Annotated in this window: 14 protein-coding genes and 4 pseudogenes; 9 read left to right on the plus strand and 9 right to left on the minus strand. The window is 70.4% G+C overall.

Annotated elements, in window-relative coordinates; all coding sequences use genetic code 11:
* The first annotated feature begins 53 nt into the window (after window positions 1-53).
* Both OHS16_RS27820 and OHS16_RS27825 read left to right on the plus strand, forming a co-directional pair.
* Complete coding sequence (locus tag OHS16_RS27820; protein WP_328539984.1) at window positions 54-1,220, plus strand: exonuclease SbcCD subunit D; 1,167 nt, start codon at window positions 54-56, stop codon at window positions 1,218-1,220.
* Entirely contained in the window at window positions 1,217-4,228 is a 3,012-nt protein-coding gene (locus OHS16_RS27825) for an SMC family ATPase (RefSeq protein ID WP_328539985.1), read from the plus strand. The genes OHS16_RS27820 and OHS16_RS27825 overlap by 4 nt, the downstream gene beginning before the upstream one ends.
* On the opposite strand, the pseudogene OHS16_RS27830 reads toward OHS16_RS27825, so the two are convergent.
* Window positions 4,218-4,604: pseudogene (locus OHS16_RS27830) on the minus strand (Lrp/AsnC family transcriptional regulator); the annotation flags it as partial. The gene OHS16_RS27825 and the pseudogene OHS16_RS27830 overlap by 11 nt on opposite strands.
* Here OHS16_RS27830 and OHS16_RS27835 point away from each other — a divergent pair.
* Window positions 4,596-4,805, plus strand: a pseudogene (locus OHS16_RS27835) (rhodanese-like domain-containing protein); the annotation flags it as partial. The pseudogenes OHS16_RS27830 and OHS16_RS27835 overlap by 9 nt on opposite strands.
* A 70-nt stretch (window positions 4,806-4,875) precedes the next feature.
* Here OHS16_RS27835 and OHS16_RS27840 read toward each other — a convergent pair.
* Together OHS16_RS27840 and OHS16_RS27845 are read right to left on the minus strand one after the other, a co-directional pair.
* Window positions 4,876-6,567 carry a DUF885 domain-containing protein gene (locus OHS16_RS27840; protein WP_328539986.1) on the minus strand — a complete coding sequence of 564 codons (1,692 nt, stop codon included), beginning with the start codon at window positions 6,565-6,567 and terminating at the stop codon, window positions 4,876-4,878.
* Window positions 6,568-6,629: 62 nt separating this feature from the next.
* Window positions 6,630-7,103 (minus strand): Lrp/AsnC family transcriptional regulator, encoded by a 474-nt coding sequence (locus OHS16_RS27845; RefSeq protein ID WP_328539987.1) that lies wholly within the window; start codon window positions 7,101-7,103, stop codon window positions 6,630-6,632.
* A gap of 59 nt (window positions 7,104-7,162) precedes the next feature.
* Between OHS16_RS27845 and OHS16_RS27850 the strand changes: the two genes are divergently transcribed.
* Window positions 7,163-8,413: a trans-sulfuration enzyme family protein gene (locus OHS16_RS27850; RefSeq protein WP_328539988.1), complete on the plus strand. Its 1,251-nt coding sequence runs from the start codon at window positions 7,163-7,165 to the stop codon at window positions 8,411-8,413.
* Here the strand turns inward: OHS16_RS27850 and OHS16_RS27855 are convergent.
* A complete protein-coding gene (locus tag OHS16_RS27855) occupies window positions 8,304-9,719 on the minus strand; it encodes a GNAT family N-acetyltransferase (RefSeq protein ID WP_328539989.1) in 1,416 nt (471 codons plus the stop codon). The genes OHS16_RS27850 and OHS16_RS27855 overlap by 110 nt on opposite strands.
* 463 nt (window positions 9,720-10,182) lie before the next feature.
* Window positions 10,183-11,013, minus strand: a complete 831-nt coding sequence (locus OHS16_RS27860; protein WP_328539990.1) for an alpha/beta fold hydrolase — start codon at window positions 11,011-11,013, stop codon at window positions 10,183-10,185.
* A 173-nt stretch (window positions 11,014-11,186) separates the two neighbouring features.
* Between OHS16_RS27860 and sigJ the strand changes: the two genes are divergently transcribed.
* Both sigJ and OHS16_RS27870 read left to right on the plus strand, forming a co-directional pair.
* Window positions 11,187-12,071: an RNA polymerase sigma factor SigJ gene (gene sigJ / locus OHS16_RS27865; RefSeq protein WP_328539991.1), complete on the plus strand. Its 885-nt coding sequence runs from the start codon at window positions 11,187-11,189 to the stop codon at window positions 12,069-12,071.
* Window positions 12,072-12,353: 282 nt separating this feature from the next.
* Complete coding sequence (locus OHS16_RS27870) at window positions 12,354-13,121, plus strand: GntR family transcriptional regulator (protein ID WP_328539992.1); 768 nt, start codon at window positions 12,354-12,356, stop codon at window positions 13,119-13,121.
* Between the two features lie 64 nt (window positions 13,122-13,185).
* Here OHS16_RS27870 and OHS16_RS27875 read toward each other — a convergent pair whose 3' ends face one another.
* On the minus strand, window positions 13,186-14,343 hold the full coding sequence (locus OHS16_RS27875) for an ROK family protein (RefSeq protein ID WP_328539993.1): 1,158 nt from the start codon (window positions 14,341-14,343) through the stop codon (window positions 13,186-13,188).
* A 304-nt stretch (window positions 14,344-14,647) separates the two neighbouring features.
* Here OHS16_RS27875 and OHS16_RS27880 point away from each other — a divergent pair, with 304 nt between their 5' ends.
* The gene (locus OHS16_RS27880; RefSeq protein WP_328539994.1) at window positions 14,648-15,115 is read left to right on the plus strand and encodes a hypothetical protein; all 468 of its coding nucleotides are present in this window, start codon (window positions 14,648-14,650) and stop codon (window positions 15,113-15,115) included.
* Between the two features lie 332 nt (window positions 15,116-15,447).
* Window positions 15,448-15,756, plus strand: a pseudogene (locus OHS16_RS27885) (aminoglycoside phosphotransferase family protein); the annotation flags it as partial.
* A 10-nt stretch (window positions 15,757-15,766) separates the two neighbouring features.
* On the opposite strand, the gene OHS16_RS27890 reads toward OHS16_RS27885, so the two are convergent.
* The 3 genes and pseudogenes from OHS16_RS27890 to purB form a co-directional block, all read right to left on the minus strand.
* Complete coding sequence (locus OHS16_RS27890) at window positions 15,767-16,846, minus strand: protein kinase family protein (protein WP_328541016.1); 1,080 nt, start codon at window positions 16,844-16,846, stop codon at window positions 15,767-15,769.
* 296 nt (window positions 16,847-17,142) lie between these two features.
* Window positions 17,143-17,280, minus strand: a pseudogene (locus tag OHS16_RS27895) (mismatch-specific DNA-glycosylase); the annotation flags it as partial.
* 37 nt (window positions 17,281-17,317) lie between these two features.
* Window positions 17,318-18,751 carry an adenylosuccinate lyase gene (gene purB / locus OHS16_RS27900; RefSeq protein WP_328539995.1) on the minus strand — a complete coding sequence of 478 codons (1,434 nt, stop codon included), beginning with the start codon at window positions 18,749-18,751 and terminating at the stop codon, window positions 17,318-17,320.
* A gap of 116 nt (window positions 18,752-18,867) precedes the next feature.
* Here purB and OHS16_RS27905 point away from each other — a divergent pair, with 116 nt between their 5' ends.
* Window positions 18,868-19,497 carry an alpha-ketoglutarate-dependent dioxygenase AlkB gene (locus OHS16_RS27905; protein WP_328539996.1) on the plus strand — a complete coding sequence of 210 codons (630 nt, stop codon included), beginning with the start codon at window positions 18,868-18,870 and terminating at the stop codon, window positions 19,495-19,497.
* The last annotated feature ends 73 nt before the right edge of the window (window positions 19,498-19,570 follow it).

Consider the following 19,570-nt stretch of genomic DNA (forward strand, 5'->3'; position numbering starts at 1 on the left):
GATACGGGAGTAGCCGCCCGTGCTGTCGGACCTCCCGGTTAACCTCAGGGATCATGAGGTTGCTGCACACGTCGGACTGGCACCTGGGACGGTCCTTCCACCGGGTCGGGCTTCTCGATGCCCAGGCCGCGTACCTGGACCATCTGGTGGCCACGGTGCGTGAGCGTGATGTGGACGCGGTCCTGGTCGCCGGGGATGTCTACGACCGTGCCGTACCGCCGCTCGCCGCCGTCGAGCTGTTCGACCGGGCACTGCACCGCCTCGCCGGGGCCGGCGTACCGACGGTCATGATCTCGGGAAACCACGACTCGGCGCGCAGACTGGGGGTCGGCGCGGGCCTCATCCAGCGGGCCGGTATACATCTGCGGACCGATCCGGCCGGCTGCGCCACCCCGGTGCTGCTCTCCGACGCTCATGGCGCCGTCGCACTCTACGGACTGCCGTATCTCGAACCTGCTCTGGTGCGCGACCAGCTGGGGGCGGCGAAGGCTGGTCACGAAGCGGTGATCGCAGCCGCGATGGCCGGGGTGCGGGACGATCTCGCGCAGCGCGCAGCGGGCACCCGGTCCGTGGTCCTGGCCCACGCCTTCGTGGCCGGCGGTGAGCCCAGCGAGAGTGAACGGGACATCACCGTCGGCGGCGTGGCGGCCGTGCCCGCCGGTGTGTTCGACGGCGTCGACTATGTCGCGCTGGGGCATCTGCACGGCAGCCAGACCCTTTCGGACCGGGTGCGTTACTCGGGCTCTCCGCTCGCCTACTCCTTCTCCGAGGCCGCTCACCGCAAGACCATGTGGCTGATCGACCTCGGGCCCGCCGGGGAGATCACCGCGGAGCGGATCGACTGTCCCGTCCCCAGACGGCTCGCCCGCATCCGCGGCAGACTGGCGGAGCTGCTGGACGACCCGTCGCTGGAACAGCACGAGGAATCCTGGGTGGAGGCGACGCTCACCGACCCCGTTCGGCCCCCGGAACCCATGGCCGGACTGACCCGGCGCTTCCCGCACACGCTCAGCCTGGTCTTCGAGCCCGACCACACGGAGCAGGGCTCCTCCGCCACATACGCACAACGGCTCAAGGGCCGCACCGACCAGCAGATCGCTGAGGACTTCGTGGCACATGTGCGCGGCGGAACGGGGCCCGACGAAGCGGAACGCGGAGTCCTGTCCGGTGCCATCGACCACGTACGGGTGGACGACGGGCTGCGCGAGGTGGCCCGATGAGACTCCACACCCTGCGGATCACCGCTTTCGGACCTTTCGGCGGCACTCAGGAAGTCGACTTCGACGCGCTGTCCGCAGCCGGACTCTTTCTGCTCCACGGCCCGACCGGCGCCGGCAAGACCTCGGTGCTCGACGCGGTCTGCTATGCCCTGTACGGGGCGGTGCCCGGCGCCAGACAGGGGCCGGGGGCATCGCTTCGCAGTGACCACGCCCCGGTGGCAGACCTCACCGAGGTCTGCCTCGATCTCACGGCCGGCGGACGCCGGCTCGAGATCACCCGCAGCCCGGCCCAGCCGCGCCCCAAGAAGCGCGGCGCCGGATTCGTCACGGAGAAGGCGCAGAGCCGGCTGCGTGAATACGATCCGCAGGGCGGGGGCTGGCAGCCGCTGAGCCGGTCGCACCAGGAGATCGGCGAGGAGATCACTCAGCTCCTCGGCATGAGCCGTGAGCAGTTCTGCCAGGTGGTGCTGTTGCCCCAGGGAGACTTCGCGCGGTTTCTGCGGGCCGACGCGGAGGCGCGGGGCAAGCTGCTCGGCCGGCTCTTCGACACCCGCCGTTTTGCCGCCGTGGAGGAACGTCTCGCGGAACTGCGCCGGGCGGCGGAGGCCGGAGTGCTCGCGGGCGACACCCGGCTGCTCACTCTCGCGCACCGGATGGCGGAGGCGGCAGGCGACTCCGCGGGCGGATGGCCCCTGCCGCAGCACCGGCCGGGCGACCCCGGGCTCGCCGGAGCCGTGCTGGAATGGGCGGCGGTCGCCCGCAGCGGGGCGCGCGAGCGGCTGGACATCGCGCAGTGCGCGGTGTCCGCGGCCGAGAGCAGGCAGGCCGTCGCGCGGCACGCGCTGGAGAACGAGCGGGAACTCGCCCGACTTCAGCAGCGGTTCGACGAGACGCGCAGGCGGGCCGAGGGGCTCATCGCCCGCGCCCCGGAGGGCGACCGGCTGCGCGAGCGGCTGGAAAGGGCGCGCAGGGCCGAGCGGATCGCCGATCCGCTGTCGCAGCGCGAGCGCGCGGGACACGAACACCGCAGGGCTGTCGTTGCGTGGGAGAACATCAGGGGGCGGCTCCCCGCAGGGGAGGCCGACGCCGGGGCCGAACAGCTCTCCGCCCTGGAGGCGGGAGCCCAGCAGGAATTGGGCGCTCTCGAAGCGGCCCGGAGGGCCGAGCGGCGCAGCGCCGCGATCTCCGAGGAGCGAGCGCGACTTGACCGGCAGGCCGCTGCGGACGACGAACTGATCCGGGAAACCGAGGGCCGGCTCGCGGACTGGGAAGCCGAAAGCCGCCGCTGCCAGGACCGGATCGACGCGGCGCAGGACGCGGCCACCCGCGCGGAGCAGCTGGCCGGGCAGCTGGAACCGGCCCGGCTGAGGCTGCAAGCGGCGCGGCTTCGCGACCGGCGCGAGGCCGAAGCAGCCGATGCCGGCGATCTGCTGCGCGCCGCCCGTGAACGGGCGAACTCCGCGCGCGAGACCTGGCTCGACCTCAGGGAGCGCCGACTCCGCGGTATCGCAGCCGAGTTGGCGGCCGGTCTGACGCCGGGGCAGGCCTGCGCGGTCTGCGGTGCGACGGAGCACCCGGAGCCGGCCCGGGCCGCGGCCGGCCAGGTGGACCGCGCGGCGGAGGAAGCGGCGTACGAGGAACACACCCGGGCCGAGCGGGACCGGGCGCAGGCGGAGCGCGCACTCGGCGCCCTGCGGGAATCGGTGGCCGAGGCACGTGCCGGGGCGGGCGACGCGACTGCCGGTGAAGTCGAGCGGCTGGTGGGCGAGTTGCAGCAGCAGCATGCCGGGGCGCACGGTCTGGCGGCGGACATGCACGCCGCGCGGGAGGCGCAGGACCGTGCCGCACGTGAACACACCGAGCGGGTCGCCACGCAGCAGCAGGCCGAGCGGAGATCCGCCGCCAGAACATCGCACCGGGAGGCCCTGGAGCGCGAACAGGGCGCACTGGAGGAGGAGTTGACCCGGGCGCGGGGCGAGTCCCGCAGCGTCGCCGAACACGCCTCACAGCTCCAGCGACGGGTGCTCCTCCTCGGCGAGGCCGCAGAGGCGGTCCGCGCCGTCGGCACCACCGCCCGGCGGCTCAAGGAGGCCGACGACCGGCTGGCCGACGCCGCTTTCCGGGCGGGGTTCGACACCCCCCTGGCGGCATCGGAAGCGCTGGCCGGAGACGCGGAGCACAGCGCGATGCAGCGCGCGCTGGACGCCTGGCAGGCCGAGGAGGCCGCTGTGGCCGAACGGCTCGCCGAACAGGACGCCTCGGCCGCCGCCGAACTGCCCCCGGCCGCGCCACAAGCGGCCCGGCAGACTCTGGACGCCGCAGAGCGCGCCGTCAGGGACACCGCTTCGGCTCTCGACGCCGCCGGTGAACGATGCGCCGCGCTGGCCCGACTGGCCCAGCAGTTCACCGAAGAGCTGCGCCGCCTGGGGCCTCTTCGCGCCGAGTACGACAGGGTGGCGCGCATGGCCACGCTCACCGCGGGCACCTCCGCGGACAACGAACGCCGGATGCGCCTCGAGTCGTACGTGCTGGCGGCCCGGCTTGAGCAGGTCGCGGCCGCCGCCACCGCCCGGCTGCGCCGGATGTCGTCGGGCCGCTACACCCTGGTGCACTCCGACGCCAGGGAAGGCGGGCGCACCAGGTCCGGGCTCGGGCTGCATGTCGTGGACGCCTGGACCGGGCAGGAGCGGGACACCGCGACGCTCTCCGGCGGGGAGACCTTCTTCGCCTCACTGGCCCTGGCACTCGGCCTGGCCGACGTCGTCACCGACGAGGCGGGCGGTGTGCGGCTCGACACGCTCTTCATCGACGAGGGTTTCGGGAGCCTGGACGAGCAGACGCTCGACGAGGTGCTGGACGTGCTGGACTCGCTGCGCGAAAGGGACCGCAGCGTCGGAATCGTCAGCCATGTCGCCGATCTGCGCCGTCGGATCCCCGCTCAGCTGGAGATCGTCAAGGAGCGGCACGGTTCGGCGGTGCGGCACCGCGGAGCAGCCGTCACGGGCTGAGAGGGCGACGCGGAAGCGGGGAGGAGCAGACAACGCTGGTGGTCACCGAGCCGAGCGATCCGACGCGGCCGGAGACTTCCTCCAGGTGCGTCATCGAGCGGGCGGCGACCTTCAGCATGAAGCAGTCGTCGCCGGTGACATGGTGTGCCTCGAGGATCTCGGTCGTCGTCTCCAGCAGATCGTGAAACGGCTTGTAGTTGCCGTTCGGATACCGCAGCCGGACGAAGGCCAGGATGGGCATCCCCAGCTGTTCCTGCTCGACGACCGCTGTGTAACCGGAGATGACCCCGGTCTCCTCCAGCCGTCGCACCCGCTCGGTCACCGCGCTTGCCGACATGGCGACAGCCCGGGCGAGCTCCGTGTAGCCGGCCTCACCTACTGCTGGGGTCCCGGCTGCAACGGTGCGTCCCGCGCCGCGCTCGCCCTCGCCGAACTCGGCTACCGGGTGAAGGAGATGCTGGGAGGCTTCGAGTACTGGGTACGTGAGGGTTTCGGCTACGAGACCCGGGAAGGCGCCGCGAAGCGCGACGCCGACCCGCTGACCGCACCGGCCGGGGCCGGGGACTGCGGCTGTTGACCGGCCTGCGACCGGTGGCTGCCGGGGCCCGCGCGTTGCGCAGGCCCCGGCAACCGCCGGAGGTGGTGTCCTACAGCTTGGACAGCTCATCGACGAGATCGTCCAGGCCGAGCGAGCCCTGGGACAGCGCGGCCATGTGCCAGGCCTTCGCGTCGAAGGAGTCGCCGTGCGCCTTGCGCGCGTTCTCCCTGCCCAGCATCCAGGCACGCTCGCCCAGCTTGTAGCCGATGGCCTGGCCGGGCATCGACAGATAGCGGATGAGCTCGCTCTCCACGAAGTCGGCGGGGCGGCCGCTGTGGTTGCCGAAGAACTCCTGTGCCAGTCCGGGTGTCCAGCGCTCGCCCGGATGGAACGGCGAATCCGCCGGGATCTCCAGCTCCAGGTGCATACCGATGTCCACGATGACCCGGCAGGCGCGCATCATCTGCGCGTCGAGATAGCCGAGTCTGCGCTCCGCGTCGGGCAGGAAACCCAGCTCGTCCATCAGCCGCTCCGCATACAGCGCCCAGCCCTCGGCATTGGCGCTGACCATGCCGACACTCGCCTGGTAGCGGGAGAGCTGGTCCGCCACATGCACCCACTGCGCCAGCTGCAGATGGTGGCCCGGCACGCCCTCGTGGTACCAGGTGGAGACGAGGTCGTACACCGGGAAGCGGGTCTCGCCCATGGTCGGCAGCCAGGTGCGTCCCGGGCGGGAGAAGTCCTCCGAAGGAGGCGTGTAGTACGGCGCCGCGGCGCCTCCCGGCGGCGCGATCCGGGACTCCACCTTCCGCACCCGGTCGGCGAGTTCGAAGTGGGTTCCGTCCAGGGCTTCCATGGCGTCCGTCATCAGGCCCTGAAGCCACTTCTGGACCTCATCGACACCCTCGATGTGCGTGCCGTGCTCATCGAGGTGGGCGAGCGCCTCCCAGGGGCCGGCGCCAGGCAGGATCTTCTCCGCCTCGGTTCGCATCTCGGCCAGCAGCCGGTGGTATTCGGACCAGCCGTAGGCGTAGGCCTCGTCCAGGTCCAGGTCGGTGCCGTTGAAGTAGCGCGACCAGCGGGCATATCGCTCGCGGCCCACGGTGTCCGGCGCGTCCTCGACCGCGGGGGCGTACACATCGCGCACCCAGTCACGGAGAACCACGATCGCCTCGGTCGCTCCGCGGGCCGCGGTGTCGAGCTCCCCGCGCAGCGAATCCGGCCCGGCGGCCGCGAACTCCTCGAACCAGCCCTTGCTGCCGGCGCCGGAACCCGCCCACTCGGTGAGCTGCCCGACGAAGGTCTCGGTCGGCCGCGGCGGGCCGAGCAGCCCTCGCTCGAGGCCGAGCGCCAGAGATTCCTGATAACCCTGGAATGCGGCCGGAACCGCGTCCAGCCTCTTGACCACGGCCCGCCAGTCGTCCTCTGTCTCCGTGGGGGTCACGCTGAAGACCTCCCGCACGGCGTGCGCGGGGGAGTGGATGTTGCTGATGGCCCGCAGCGCCTCGTCGGCATCGTGCACGGCGAGTTCGGCGTTCAGCCGCTCCCGCAGCAGCCTGCCGCAGCGCCGTTCGACATCGCTGGCCCCTCCCGGCCGGCGCTCCGCTTCGCCGAGTGCGGCCAGCGTGCTGCGCGCCAGCCCGGCGAGGGCGGCCTGCCCTGCCGGCGAGAAGTCCGGAAGACGGCTGGAGCTGTCCTTGACTCCGAGGAACGTGCCGGTGATCGGGTCCAGTTCGATCAGGGCGTCGACGTACTCGTCTGCTACCTGTCGGGGAAGGGGGCTGCTGGAAGTTGGTGACATGCGGACATCCTCGTACGTCGGGGAGGTCCGCGCCAGCACCTTCCGGCGCCGGACTCCTTACCTCATCCCGGCGGCAGCAGCGGGCCGCAGTCCCACTGCTGGAAGATCAGCCGGGTCTCGACCCGGGCGACCTCACGCCGTGCGGTGAACTCGTCGATCACGAGGCGCTGCAGATCGGCGGTGTCCGCCACCGCCACATGCACCAGATAGTCGTCGGGGCCGGTCAGATGGAACAGCGCCCGGGATTCGGGCAGCGCCCGGATACGTTCGACGAAGGGGCCCACCAGCTCTCTGCGGTGCGGCCGCACCTGTACCGAGAGCAGGGCTTCGAGTCCTCTGCCGAGCTTCGCCGGATCGAGTCTCAGCTGATGCCCCAGGATCACTCCGGAACGCCGCAGCCGGGCGACCCGGTCGAGGCAGGTCGACGCGGCGAGCCCCGTTTCGGCCGCGAGTTCACGGTAGGTGCTCCGGGCATCGTTCTGCAGAAGGCCGAGCAACTGCAGATCGACCGGGTCCAGTACGACAGATTCGGTCATTCGGCGAACGTAACACGGAGAATCCGCCACAGGGTCCGGCAGGTGTTCAGAGTGCAGCCATGAGAGCAGACGCCGAAACGGGCCTTTCGACCACCTCCAGAGCGCTGGCCACCGAAGCGGTGCATGCCGGGCGCGAAGACCTCGCGGATCTCGGCCTGCATGCCGTCCCGATCGATCTGTCGACCACCTACCCGTCGTTCGACAGCAGAGGTGAGGCGGCCAGGATCGACGAGTTCGCCGCCACCGGGGCCCGCCCCGATGGGCCGCCGGTCTACGCCCGGCTCGACAATCCGACCACCGGCAGGTTCGAGACGGCGCTCGCGCGGCTGGAGAGTGCCGAGAGCGCGGTGGCCTTCGCCAGTGGCATGGCGGCTCTCACCGCGGTCCTCCTGGCGAGGGCCGGCGGAGGGATGCGCCATGTGGTGGCCGTCAGGCCGCTCTACGGCTGCAGCGACCATCTGCTCACCGCGGGACTTCTCGGTACGGAGGTGACCTGGACCGACCCGGCGGGTGTCGCCGACGCGATACGTCCCGACACCGGTCTGGTGATGGTGGAGACACCGGCCAATCCGACTCTCGCCGAGATCGATATCAGTGCGCTCGCACACTCCTGCGGCTCGGTGCCGCTCCTGGTCGACAACACCTTCGCCACACCCGTTCTCCAGCGGCCCCTGGAGGAAGGAGCCCGGATCGTCCTGCACAGTGCCACCAAGTACCTGGGCGGGCACGGGGATGTGATGGGCGGCGTGGTGGCCTGCGACGAGGAGTTCGCACGGACCCTGCGGCAGGTGCGGTTCGCGACCGGCGGAGTGCTCCACCCGATGGCCGGGTACCTCCTGCTGCGCGGCCTCTCGACGCTGCCGGTGCGGGTGCGGGCGGCGGCGGCGACCGCCGCGGAACTGGCCGCCCGGCTGGCAGCCGACCCGCGCATCGCCCGTGTCCACTACCCGAAGGTGGGCGGCGCGATGGTGTCCTTCGAGGTCTGCGGTGATCCGCACCAGGTCATCGCCGGTGTCCGGCTCATCACCCCTGCGGTCAGTCTGGGCAGCGTGGACAGTCTCATCCAGCACCCGGCCTCCATCAGCCACCGCATCGTGGCCGAGGGAGACCGGACGTCCGCCGGAGTGAGCGAGCAACTGCTCCGGATGTCGGTCGGTCTCGAGGACGTCGACGACCTCTGGCACGACCTGGACGAGGCACTCAGTGGCCCGTCTGCTCACTCTGTTCGTACGGGAGTTCCTTCCGCAGGTCGTACGGCTGCTCGTACGGAAGGCGGGAACGTGTTGGTGTCGCCGCCAGCCGTGCGGTGATCACCAGGGTGCCCTCCTCGACCTGGTAGTCGAGCGGCAGGCCGAGACCGCGCATGGCCGCGACCATCGCGGTGTTGGAGGCCTGCGTCACGGCGTACACACTGTCGCAGCCGGCCTCGACGGCCAGCGAGACGAGCCGGCCGAGCAGCTCGGAGCCGATACCGCGTCGCTGCCAGTCGTCCTCGATGAGCAGGGCGACCTCCGTCTCGTCGCCGTCCCAGAGCAGATGGCCGAGAGCCACTATGCGGCCCGACGCCGTCTGTACGGCAAGGGTGCGGCCGAAGCGGGGGCTCAGCAGATGGGACAGATAGCGGTCCGCGTCTCCCACCGGGCCGTGGTATCGAAGGCTCAGCGTCCGCTCGGAGCAACGGTCGTGCATGGCGCGGGCGGCCTTCGCGTCGTCCGGCCCCGCCCTGCGCACGGTGATCTCGTTGCCCTCGGGGAGAGTGCACACATCCTGGCTGTGCGGCATCCGGGGGCCGAGGCGGGCATCCAGTTCGACCAGGGCACGGGCACGGGCGAACTCGGTGGGGGTGAAGGGGAGATAGGGCCGCTCGACGGTGATGGCACCGCCGGAGGGGTCACGCAGTCGCATGACGGTCTCCTCCAGGACACCCTCCACGGGTGTCTGCTCTCCCGCTGGGGAGGCATGTACGGAAGTGGCGGGAAGCGAGTGGATCGTGCAGCGGCCGAGCAACTGGCGCAGCGCGAGCGGCAGCTCCGCGGCGTCCAGTGCGGTTCGAGTGGCGAGGGCGAGTACGCGGGTCGGCGTGTCGACCAGGTCATGCGCGTCGGCGCGCTCGATCCAGGTGTCGTGTCCGCCGGCGGCGGCTACTTCGTGACCGAGCTGCTGGGCCTGGAAGGCCGCGGGAGCGCGCAGCAGGAACTCGTCGACCGTGCCGTCCGCGAGCGGATGGGTCTGCAGGGTCAGGATGTCCACCCGGCTGCGGGCCAGCGCTGTGCAGAGGGCAGCGAGACTGCCGGGCTCGTCCCGCACCGTCGTGCGCATCCGCCACAACGCGGTCTCGGGTTCTGGAATCTCCTGCTCGCTCTGCGATGCGGCGCCGGAGGGTTCCCCCGGCGGGGCGTGGCTGTGCCGCTGGGACCACCAGATGTGGAACGCGGCGGTGCAGCCAAGTGCCACGGCCGCGGTGACCAGAAGCACTGGGCCGTCGGGCGCGTGCACCACGAGATTGGCGATGACGTCGGCGAGGGCGACGGCGCTGAACAGGGCGGCGAGCTCGATGAGATCCCGGCGCCAGTGGTGCGGGCGGCGGGCACTCTTCGCGGAAGTCACATCAGTCATGCCCTCACTGTTGCGCGACGGTGTTGCCTGATCGCGAACAGTCTGTGACTGATGGGTTAAGTGTGCTTTTGGTTGATTGGTAACCTTTACCTCCCGTGAATGACGTGGGGTGCGAGGTTCCCTGTCCCATGGTGATGAGACTGCCATTGAACGTACCTCCTCACCCCAAGTGAACCGCCGGCGACGTCATTTGGTTCCTGCCGGCAGTCGGATGCCGAGAGCGACCGCCGAAGGCGCCGGATGCGCGTAGCCGAGTACGAGGTGTACGACGCAGCCCCGGGGACGCTCGGTTCCCGGGGCTGGACAGCGCACACACCGTCACGCCGGCTCCTGTCGCCCCGGTTCGGAGCGACGGCAGGCGGAGCAGGCTGTGCCCGAGACTGGTGCGCCGGGGTGGTGACAGCATGCGCTCACACTCGATGTGAGCCGTCCGGGCGCGGGCTCCGGTGTGCTCCTGGGTCGCTCAGCTGCTGGTGTCCAGGATGACCCGGGCCACCAGGGCGGGATCATCGTTCATCGGGACATGGCCGCAACCGGGCAGCCGGACGAGCCGGGCCCCGGGGATGGTGTGCTTCGCCCTGATCCCCTGCCGGCGCAGCAGCAGCCGGTCCTTGTCCCCCCAGGCCACGGTCACCGGAACCTCGCTCACCTCACCGGTGAAGAACACGTCCCGGCCGGCGGCGAGCGTTTCGTCGAAGCCGGTCGCGGTGCGCAGCGCCAGGGTCTCGGAGACGACGGCCTCGGGTGAACGGCGGCCGGGCCTGGCGTAGATGGTGCCGGTCAGTGCCGCTCGGCCGGCCGCCGACCGGGACAGCCGCTCGATGATCGGGAGCGGCAGCGCCTTCGCGCCGTACCGCATCGCGCTCAGGGCCGAGAAGGCGTAGCGCCGTTCGCCCTGTGACCAGAAACCGGCCGGCGACAGAGCGGTGACGGAACGCGCGAGCTTGCGGTGACCCAGCTCGAGCGCGATCAGCCCGCCCAGGGAGTTCCCCGCGACATGAGGCCGATCGACCCCAAGGGCCTCGCACATCGCACTGAGCACCGGCACCACGGAGCTCAGGCCGTACGGTACGGCTTCGGGCAGTGCGGGCGATTCGCCGAAGCCCGGGAGATCGACGGCGATCACATCGCGCTCGGCGGCGAGAATGTGCACCACCGGATCCCAGGCCTGGCGGTGGTGGCCTATGCCGTGCAGCAGCAGCAGGGGTGCGCCGGTTCCGGAGCGCCGGTAGGCAACGGAGAGCGGCCGCCGTCCGCGGGGGGTGTCGATGCTGAATGAGACCTGGGTGGTCATGCTGCTCCCTGCGGTCGGGATTCCTGAGGGTCCGGCACGGCGATGAGACACCGCGTCAGCAAGAAATACTCCTCAGTAGCTTGTACTTCAAGACCCCCGCCCGACAGGGGGAGCCGGCAGGGTTCCGGCGATTCCTTCTGGACACCCGGTGATCGGTGGGCTGGGATGGAGCGGTGGCGACCGACACCGAGACCGATGCTTTCGAAGAACACCGCTCCGTACTGACCGGCGTGGCCTACCGCATGCTCGGGCGGGTGGCCGACGCCGAGGACGTGGTGCAGGAGACCTGGCTGCGCTGGTCGGCGGACAGCCGAGAGGACGTACGCGAGCCGAGGGCGTATCTGGTGCGGATCGCGACCCGGCTCGCCATCGACCGGTTGCGCCGTGCACAGTCGCGGCGCGAGGCGTACGTGGGGCCCTGGCTGCCCGAGCCGCTCGTCACCGACTTCGGGGGTGCCGTCCCCGACACCGCGGAGCGCACCGTCCTCGCGGAGTCCGTCTCCTTCGCCGTGCTGGTGGTGCTGGAATCGCTCTCCCCGCTCGAGCGTGCGGTGTTCGTGCTGCGGGAGGCCTTCGGGTTCCCCTATGTGGAGATCGCTGCCGTCCTCGACCGTGAGGAAGCGGCCGTGCGCCAGCTCGCCGCGCGGGCTCGCCGCCATGTGGAGGAACGCAAGCCGCGCTACGACGTCGACCCGGCCGAACGCCGTGATCTGACGGAGCGGTTTCTGGCCGCGGCCGCCGGAGGCGACCTCGGGGGTCTGCTCGCACTGCTCGCGCCCGGTGTACGGCTCATCGGGGACAGTGGGGGCAAATCCAGGGCGCCCCTGCGGATCATCGAGAGCGCGGACAAGGTCGGCCGGTTCGTCATCGGTGTCGCGGAGAAGGGCGTCGACGATCCGGAGTTCAGGTTTGTCGAGCTCAATGGGGCTCCGTCGCTGCTGCTGCTGTCCGGTGGCCGGGTGGACAGCATGCTCCAGGCGGAGGTCGTCGACGGCCGGATCGCCTGCATATACATCGTGCGCAATCCGGACAAGCTCGCGCTCCTCCCTGTGAAGTAGAGCCGAGAGGGAGGACGCTCCGGTTGTCCCAGCGGCCGGGACCGCCGGCCGCCGCCCCGTGTTCGTTTCCGGACGCGGGGCTTCCTGCTGTCCTCTTCATGCATCCACGAGAACGTACTGTGAACGGTCCGTGGCAGAGCGCGACTTCGCCGCGTAATCGAGGAAGGATTGGTCTTGACCAAGGGGGTGCGGCGCCCTACCCTCGCAGAGATAGTGCAAGAACCTTTAATAAACAAGGGCATGGAAAAGCCGCCGGGGACACGGCGATTGCGGAGGATCAGGGTGGGGACCACGCAGCTGGAATCGGTGCCGGAGCCGAAGTACTGGCATCTCAAGACCCTCCTCAGTGAGGCGCTGGACTCGGACTTCGCCGTCGGCGAGATCCTGCCCAACGAGCGTGAGCTGGCCGCCCGGTTCGGCGTAGCCCGGGCCACCCTGCGCCAGGCACTGGAACAGCTGGAGCTCGAAGGCAGACTGCAGCGCCGCCGCGGAGTCGGCACCACGGTCGCCCCGCCGCGGGTGGGTGTCGATGTGTCGACCACGCAGCAGACCTGGCCGGGAGCCTCTGACGACGCGTGGCAGCCCATCGAATGCGCGACCGCCGTCCCGCCGGCCGCGGTGGCCAGGACGCTGGGCGTGGACGGCGGCGAAGAGGTGTACACCGTACGCAGGATCCGGATGACGCACGGCCAGTCCGTCGCCGCGGAACTGCTGTACGTACCGAAGGCATCGGTTCCCGAACTCTCCGCCATAGACGCCCCCTCGGGACCCGCACGGGCGCGAAGCGTCATGCGTGAGCTGCAGCACCTCAGCCTGGAGGGCCAGGACCGCGCGGTCGAACTCGGCTCCGCGCGTGCCGATGACGCCAAGGAACTCGACCGGCTGCCCGGCGCGCCGGTCCTCGTCGTGACCACCAGGTATCTGGCCGAGGGCAGGACCGTAGCCCTGTCGATGGCCACCTACCGGGCCGACACCTGCCGGCTCACCTTCGGCGACTCGGGCGACCTGGAGATCAGCGACCACACACCGGAGAGCAAGAAGGCGTCCTGACCCGCCGGGAGCTGTGTGCTCTCCACCGGGCGGTCCCCGATCCGGACGCCACGGCCCGCCGTCTTCAGCGGCGGGCCGTGGCCGTTCCCTCCACCGCGAAGAGCTGCTCCTCGACATGGTCGAGAGCCAGGCGCAGCGCGCCGGTGGCGATGGCGGAGTCGCCGAGCAGCGAGAGCGTCACCCGCGGCGGCCGCAGGCAATAGCGGGCCAGCTCGCCGCGCAACGGCTCGAGCACACCGTCGAGCCCGGCCGCCCAGCCGCCGACCACGACCAGCTCCGGGTCGAGTGCCAGGACCAGCGCCGCCACATCGTGCACCAGTCGCTGGATGAAACGCTCCACCGCAGCCTGGGCCCGCGGGTCACCTCGTTTGGCATGCGCGAAGACCTCGGCCACCGCGGCCTCGTCCAGAGGGTGCAGCGGCTCGTCCGTGGTCGACAGCAGTTTCTCCGGGGTCACCCCGCGGCCCAGCAGATGCAGCGCGCCGATCTCGCCGGCCGCGCCGCCGAAACCGCGGTGCAGCCGTCCGCCGATCAATGAGCCCGCGCCGGGGCTGAGTCCGGCGAGCACGAAGACGATGTCGTCGGAATCGGCTGCCGCGCCCTTCCAGTGCTCCGCCACCGCGGCGGCGTTGGCGTCGTTCTCCACCAGTACCGGACAGCGGAAGGAGCGCCGGAGCCGCTCGCCGAGTGCCAGCCCCGTCCACTCGGGAAGCGCCGTCCCCAGGCGTACGGTTCCGTCCGCCTCCACGATCCCGGGGCTGCCCACACCGACCGCACGCAGGCTGCTCCGCGCGACCCCGGCCCGGCGCAGCACATCGGCCACTGTGATCCGCACCCGTTCGAGCCGTTCGTCCGCCGACGCGGTCTCCGCCACCTCACGGGACCCGGCGCAGATGATGCGTCCGTCGAGCCCGGAGAGCAGGGCAGCGACCCGGTGCGGCCCGATCTCGATGCCCAGGAGGTGCCCGGCCTCCGCCCGGAAGCGGAATCTGCGCGCCGGACGCCCCTGCCGGCGTGCCTCGCTCTCCTCCGGGGCGTCCTCCACCACGAGGCCCGCCACCATGAGCCCGTCGATCACTCCCTCGACCGTCGGCCGGGAGAGACCGGTGATCCGGGTGAGATCGGTGAGGGTCGGAAACTCCGCGCCCCGCAGCGCGTGGAGCACCACTGCGGAGTTGATCCGCCGCAGAAGGGAGGGGTCCCCGCCGGTCAGCCGCCCCAACGTGTGTCCTCCCAGCTCAGCTCGTGCGCGTGTCTGCCGGATGGTACCGGGTGGCCGGGCGGTGGGCGAGTGGCTGTGGAGGTCCGTTCCGGATCAGGCCGACGAGCTCGGCCCGACGGACCAGGACGTCGCTCGTGGCCGCAATTCCGCGGGCCGTCTGCCCGAGCGGGACCGCCCGCCCTGAGACGGGAGGTGACCGGCTCGGCCGGCGGCCCGGAGCGCCGCGTACTGCTGCCGCGCTTCCGGTCGGCCGGCCAACGGCGGCGGACGTCCGGCTGTCAGTGGCAGCGGGTTTACTGATGTCATGACCACCGCTCAGAACCTGGCCACCATCGACCTGTTGAGGACTCGTGCGTTTCCCGCCCGGCGCGACGGTGATGACCTGGGTCGCGGTGCGGCCGCGGACGGCTCCGGATACCACCTCGTGGTCCTGAAGGGCGATGAGGGTTCCGGCCACGGCGACGGGAGCCGCCCGCCCGGCGCGGATGCGGAGTCCGAGCCGGAGGGGCAGACCGTTGCGGAGTGCGAGGGCCTGGCCTCCGTGCTCGAGGCCCGCTGGGGCCCGCCCCAGACCTTCGGGCTGTGGAGCTTACTGGTCCGTCTCACGGAGGGGGAGGAGGTGGCCGAGCCGTGGAGCGCGCTCTGCAGCACCACGCCGTACGTCCACCTGTGGAGGGTGGAGGCCCGCTGGATCGCTCTCGGTGTCTCGCGGTGGGACGGGGGGCCGCAGTGGCGGCTCATAGCGGCGATCACCGATGCCGACCCTCCATGAGGGCGGGCAGGCCCCCCCGGGCGGTGGGGCGGTTGAGCCGGTGGCTGCCCCCGCGTACCCGGGGTGATCCGTTTTCCGCCTGCGACCCCGGCAGGAGTGCCTCGTCGCCCTCGACCGCCGACCGCAACCTGCCGTACCCCTCGGCCATGATCCGACCGCCCAGTGCGCGTGGGGACCACTGTCCTTTCCTGCGCCAGAAGCGGGCCCAGACACGTCGGCTCGCCAGGACCGCAGCACCGGTCAACCTCGGCATACCCGTTATCGCACCGCGATCAGCGGCCAGGCGAGAATGAGCGGATGTATTACCTGCAGGCGGTCGTCGCCACCGATTCGACTGGGTCGAAACCTCCTGGGGTCCGGCCGACCTGGACGTCGCCCACTGCTCGACCGCCCTCGCTCTGCTGCACGGCGTCCCGGCCGGCATGGGCCTCGCCGACCGGTACATCGCGGGCGGCGGTACCGTGTCCGACGATCGAGCCTCGCACCTCTACTGGCGCTTGCTGGACGCTCTGGCGTTTGCCCCGGACGCCCAGAAGGTTGCCGGTCCCTGGCGTGAACTGGGCCGTACTGATCTGACCCCCACCGTGCTGACGACCAGGCTGGAGGACTACCTCCAGGCCCTCTTCGACCGGTACGCGTAGTGGCCACACTTCACTCCGACGCTGACACGCTGACCAGGGCCTGCCGCACCTTGGCTGCGGGGAATGGAGTGCGCTTGCTCTCCGTGACAAGCTGATGGGCGAAGTCGTCCATGACGACGGCGTGCGGGGCATGGCGATTAATGATCGCCCCGATCTCGGGGGGAAGGCCGTCGGGGCGGCGGCCTGCGAGCCATTCGCGCAGGAAGGTCCCGTGTTCCGCGCCACCGCGCACGGCCTTGGGCAGGTGGTGGCGCATCAGGTGCCACGGTGCATAGCAGCGGTCATACACAAGGTGATCGGCGAGGAAGGCGGCTTCCTGCGCCGAGAGCTCGAAGTCGCGGCTGAGAGCGAGCCCGAAGTCCGCGAAGTACACCCGTTGACCGTCGGTGAGCAGGTTGGCGAAGTGCGTGTCGAAGTGGACCAACCCACGTGAGCTCATGAACTCCGTCCCCCGCACCAGCTCGTCTTCCACCCACCGGTAAGGGGAGTCGCCTCCCGGCTGTGTCCAGGCCGCATCACGGGTATCGCTGAGCCAAGCCGCGAGTGTCCGAGGCACGTGCTCCAGGAAGAGCACCAGGCTGAAGGAGGCCCTGCCGATGGCCTCCAACCGCTCGCGCACGGCAGACGAACCCTCCCAATGCGCGACGGCTCCCTCGAGGCCTCCGAACTCATCGGTGAAGTCGACAGGGGGACGATCCGGCACGACCCGCCAGTGATACATGAGCGGGAAACCCGCGAACTCGTTCCTCAGAACCCAAGCGGTGGTCATGACGTGCGCGGCCAGTTCACGCCAGGCCCCGAACCCCGCCGACCCCACTCCGTACTGATAGAAGAGAGGGAGCTCGAACAGGTTGGCGGTCGAGCGCACATGGTCCGGCCGCAACTCGATGTCCGTCAGCGGGATCCGCTTGACGAAGACGGGTATCCCCGCGACCTCCATCTCGCCCCGTCTGCCACCGATGCCCGAGCCGAGTGTCGGCGTGGCAGCAACCATATCGCCGAGCCTTCGGTCGCTGAGCAGCGAGAGCTGTGCTCCTACGGCCGCATAAGCGGACACACGAGCGGCGGGTAGTGGCTCCGTCTCATCCATCGGCGGCGCCGCACCGACATCACACCGACCGCTGTTGATCATGCCACGCACCCCAACGCGACTCCCGAAGTCGCCGTCAATGACTTCCCAGGAAGCTGGGACAGCCGGCGATCTGCGCTGGCCGGACAGGGCGTTCTCCCGGCTGGAAACGCCGCGTCCTTCCGGTTCGTCCATCGTCCCAAGTATCAGCAGCCAGTGAACTGTCGCCTCAACGAAGGAGCACTGCCCTGAGCCCTATGCCCCTCGCCACCCTTTCGAGTGAAGTGCAGAGAAGCGGCACCGGACGGAAGCGATCTGCCGGGGCGGGCGAAGTGATGGCCCGTCGCGGCGGTCGTCAGACCGGGGTTGATCCCGCGGAACCGCACACGCAAGCCGTCCGCGACCACATCGGGAACGAGGCGGTCGCGGACGGCTTCGAGTTCTCCGGGTTTCATGCGGCGTTTCTGCCGGGGAGGGTGGTGCGGCGCCGGTTCAGAGGATGGAGCCGGGGGCGTAGACGGCGGCGTCCGGGTGCTGCTTGGTGATCTCCGCGATCCGCGCGATCACCGCGGTGATCTGCGCGCCGGCGGCGCCGGTGAAGGACAGCTTGTCCGCCATCAGCTCGTCCAGCTGTCCACGGCCGAGCGGCATCCGCTCGTCGGCCGCGAGCTTGTCCAGCAGCTCATTGCGCTCGGCGCCCTGTTCTCGCATCGCGAGCGCGGACGCGACCGCGTGTTCCTTGATCACCTCGTGTGCCGCTTCCCGGCCCACCCCGGCACGGACCGCGCCCATCAGCACCTTGGTCGTGGCGAGGAAGGGCAGGTAGCGGTCCAGCTCACGCGCGACGACCGCGGGGAACGCACCGAACTCGTCGAGCACCGTCAGGAAGGTCTCCAGCAGGCCGTCGAAGGCGAAGAAGGCATCGGGCAGCGCGACCCGGCGCACCACCGAGCACGAGACATCGCCCTCGTTCCACTGGTCGCCCGTCAGCTCACCCGTCATCGACGCGTACCCGCGCAGGATGACCATCAGGCCGTTGACGCGCTCGCAGGAACGGGTGTTCATCTTGTGCGGCATCGCGGACGAGCCGACCTGGCCCGGCTTGAAGCCTTCGGTGACCAGTTCGTGCCCGGCCATCAGCCGGATCGTCTTCGCCAGCGAGGAAGGGGCTCCGGCCAGCTGCACCAGGGCAGTGACCACGTCGTAGTCGAGCGAGCGCGGGTAGACCTGGCCCACCGATGTGAAGGCCTGGGAGAAACCGAGATGACCGGCGATCCGATGTTCCAGGTCGGCGAGCTTCGTCTCGTCCCCGCCCAGCAGGTCCAGCATGTCCTGGGCGGTGCCGACCGGGCCCTTGATCCCGCGCAACGGGTAGCGGCCCAGCAGGTCGTCCAGCCGCCCGTAGGCCACCAGGAGTTCGTCGGCCGTCGTGGCGAACCGCTTGCCCAGGGTCGTGGCCTGCGCTGCCACGTTGTGTGAGCGCCCGGCCATCACCAGCTCGGCGTGTTCGGCGGCCAGCCTGCCCAGGCGCGCGAGTACCGCAACCGTACGGTCGCGCACCAGCTCCAGAGAGAGCCGGATCTGGAGCTGCTCGACGTTCTCGGTGAGGTCCCTCGAGGTCATGCCCTTGTGGACCTGCTCATGGCCGGCGAGAGCGTTGAACTCCTCGATCCGCGCCTTCACGTCATGGCGGGTGACCTTCTCCCGTTCGGCGATCGAGGCCAGGTCGACCTGGTCGAGCACCCGCTCGTAGTCGGCGAGTGCCCCGTCGGGCACCTCGATCCCGAGGTCCTTCTGGGCGCGCAGTACGGCGAGCCACAGCTGACGCTCCAGCTTCACCTTCTGCTCGGGGGACCAGAGGACGGCGAGTTCCGTGGAGGCGTAGCGGCCGGCCAGGACATTGGGGATACGAGGCTTTGCAGTCACGTGACGTGATTCTACTGGCGGTTCCTGCAGGTCGGCGCCCCGGTGTTCTTCGTGGATTGCTACGAGCCCAGATGCCCGGAATGCCATGGGAACACATGTTCGTATAGACTCGGCTCATGGCTGTACACCTGCAGAACTCCCTCTTCGACCAGGGGGACCTGACCGGACTGCGCCCCCTGGACGAGCTGACGCGTACCCAGCTGGGCCAGGGGGCCTGGCTGGATGTGCTTCCGCAGTGGCTCACCGGTGCGGACAGCCTCTTCGACGTACTGGCCCGCGAGGTGCCGTGGCGCGCCGAGCAGCGTGTGATGTACGAGCGGGTGGTGGAGGTGCCACGGCTGCTGTCGTTCTTCGGCGCGGACGATCCGCTGCCGCACCCGGTTCTCGACGAGGCTCGCACGGCGCTCAGCGCACACTTCGCGCAGGAGCTCGGGGAGCCGTTCACCACGGCCGGGCTGTGCTTCTACCGCGACGGGAAGGACGGCGTCGCCTGGCACGGCGACACCATCGGCCGGGGCAGCAAGGAGGACACGATGGTCGCCATCCTCTCCCTCGGCGCACCCCGGCACCTCGTTCTCCGCCCACGGGAAGGCGGTGCGCCTCCGGTGCGCAGGCCGCTCGGCCACGGCGATCTCATCGTGATGGGAGGCAGCTGCCAGCGGACCTGGGAGCACGCGATCCTGAAGACGGCGAGACCGGTGGGGCCGCGCATCAGCGTGCAATTCCGTCCGCGCGGCGTGCGCTGAGCCGGGCTGCGGAGAATCACCGGAAAAAAGGGGTACGGATCACCAACCGCCGCCCACTGTCGTCCACGGCCGG

Source organism: Streptomyces sp. NBC_00344, from assembly GCF_036088315.1.
In the GTDB taxonomy this organism is placed as follows: Bacteria; Actinomycetota; Actinomycetes; order Streptomycetales; family Streptomycetaceae; genus Streptomyces.

Excerpts from the sequence above, each read along its gene's own strand:
- OHS16_RS27860 (WP_328539990.1), bottom strand. The coding sequence starts at position 11,013 with ATGACCACCCAGGTCTCATTCAGCATCGACACCCCCCGCGGACGGCGG.
- OHS16_RS27890 (WP_328541016.1), bottom strand. The coding sequence starts at position 16,846 with ATGGATGAGACGGAGCCACTACCCGCCGCTCGTGTGTCCGCTTATGCG.
- OHS16_RS27855 (WP_328539989.1), bottom strand. The coding sequence starts at position 9,719 with ATGACTGATGTGACTTCCGCGAAGAGTGCCCGCCGCCCGCACCACTGG.
- OHS16_RS27880 (WP_328539994.1), top strand. The coding sequence starts at position 14,648 with ATGACCACCGCTCAGAACCTGGCCACCATCGACCTGTTGAGGACTCGT.
- OHS16_RS27905 (WP_328539996.1), top strand. The coding sequence starts at position 18,868 with ATGGCTGTACACCTGCAGAACTCCCTCTTCGACCAGGGGGACCTGACC.
- OHS16_RS27820 (WP_328539984.1), top strand. The coding sequence starts at position 54 with ATGAGGTTGCTGCACACGTCGGACTGGCACCTGGGACGGTCCTTCCAC.
- OHS16_RS27840 (WP_328539986.1), bottom strand. The coding sequence starts at position 6,567 with ATGTCACCAACTTCCAGCAGCCCCCTTCCCCGACAGGTAGCAGACGAG.
- OHS16_RS27825 (WP_328539985.1), top strand. The coding sequence starts at position 1,217 with ATGAGACTCCACACCCTGCGGATCACCGCTTTCGGACCTTTCGGCGGC.
- OHS16_RS27845 (WP_328539987.1), bottom strand. The coding sequence starts at position 7,103 with ATGACCGAATCTGTCGTACTGGACCCGGTCGATCTGCAGTTGCTCGGC.
- OHS16_RS27850 (WP_328539988.1), top strand. The coding sequence starts at position 7,163 with ATGAGAGCAGACGCCGAAACGGGCCTTTCGACCACCTCCAGAGCGCTG.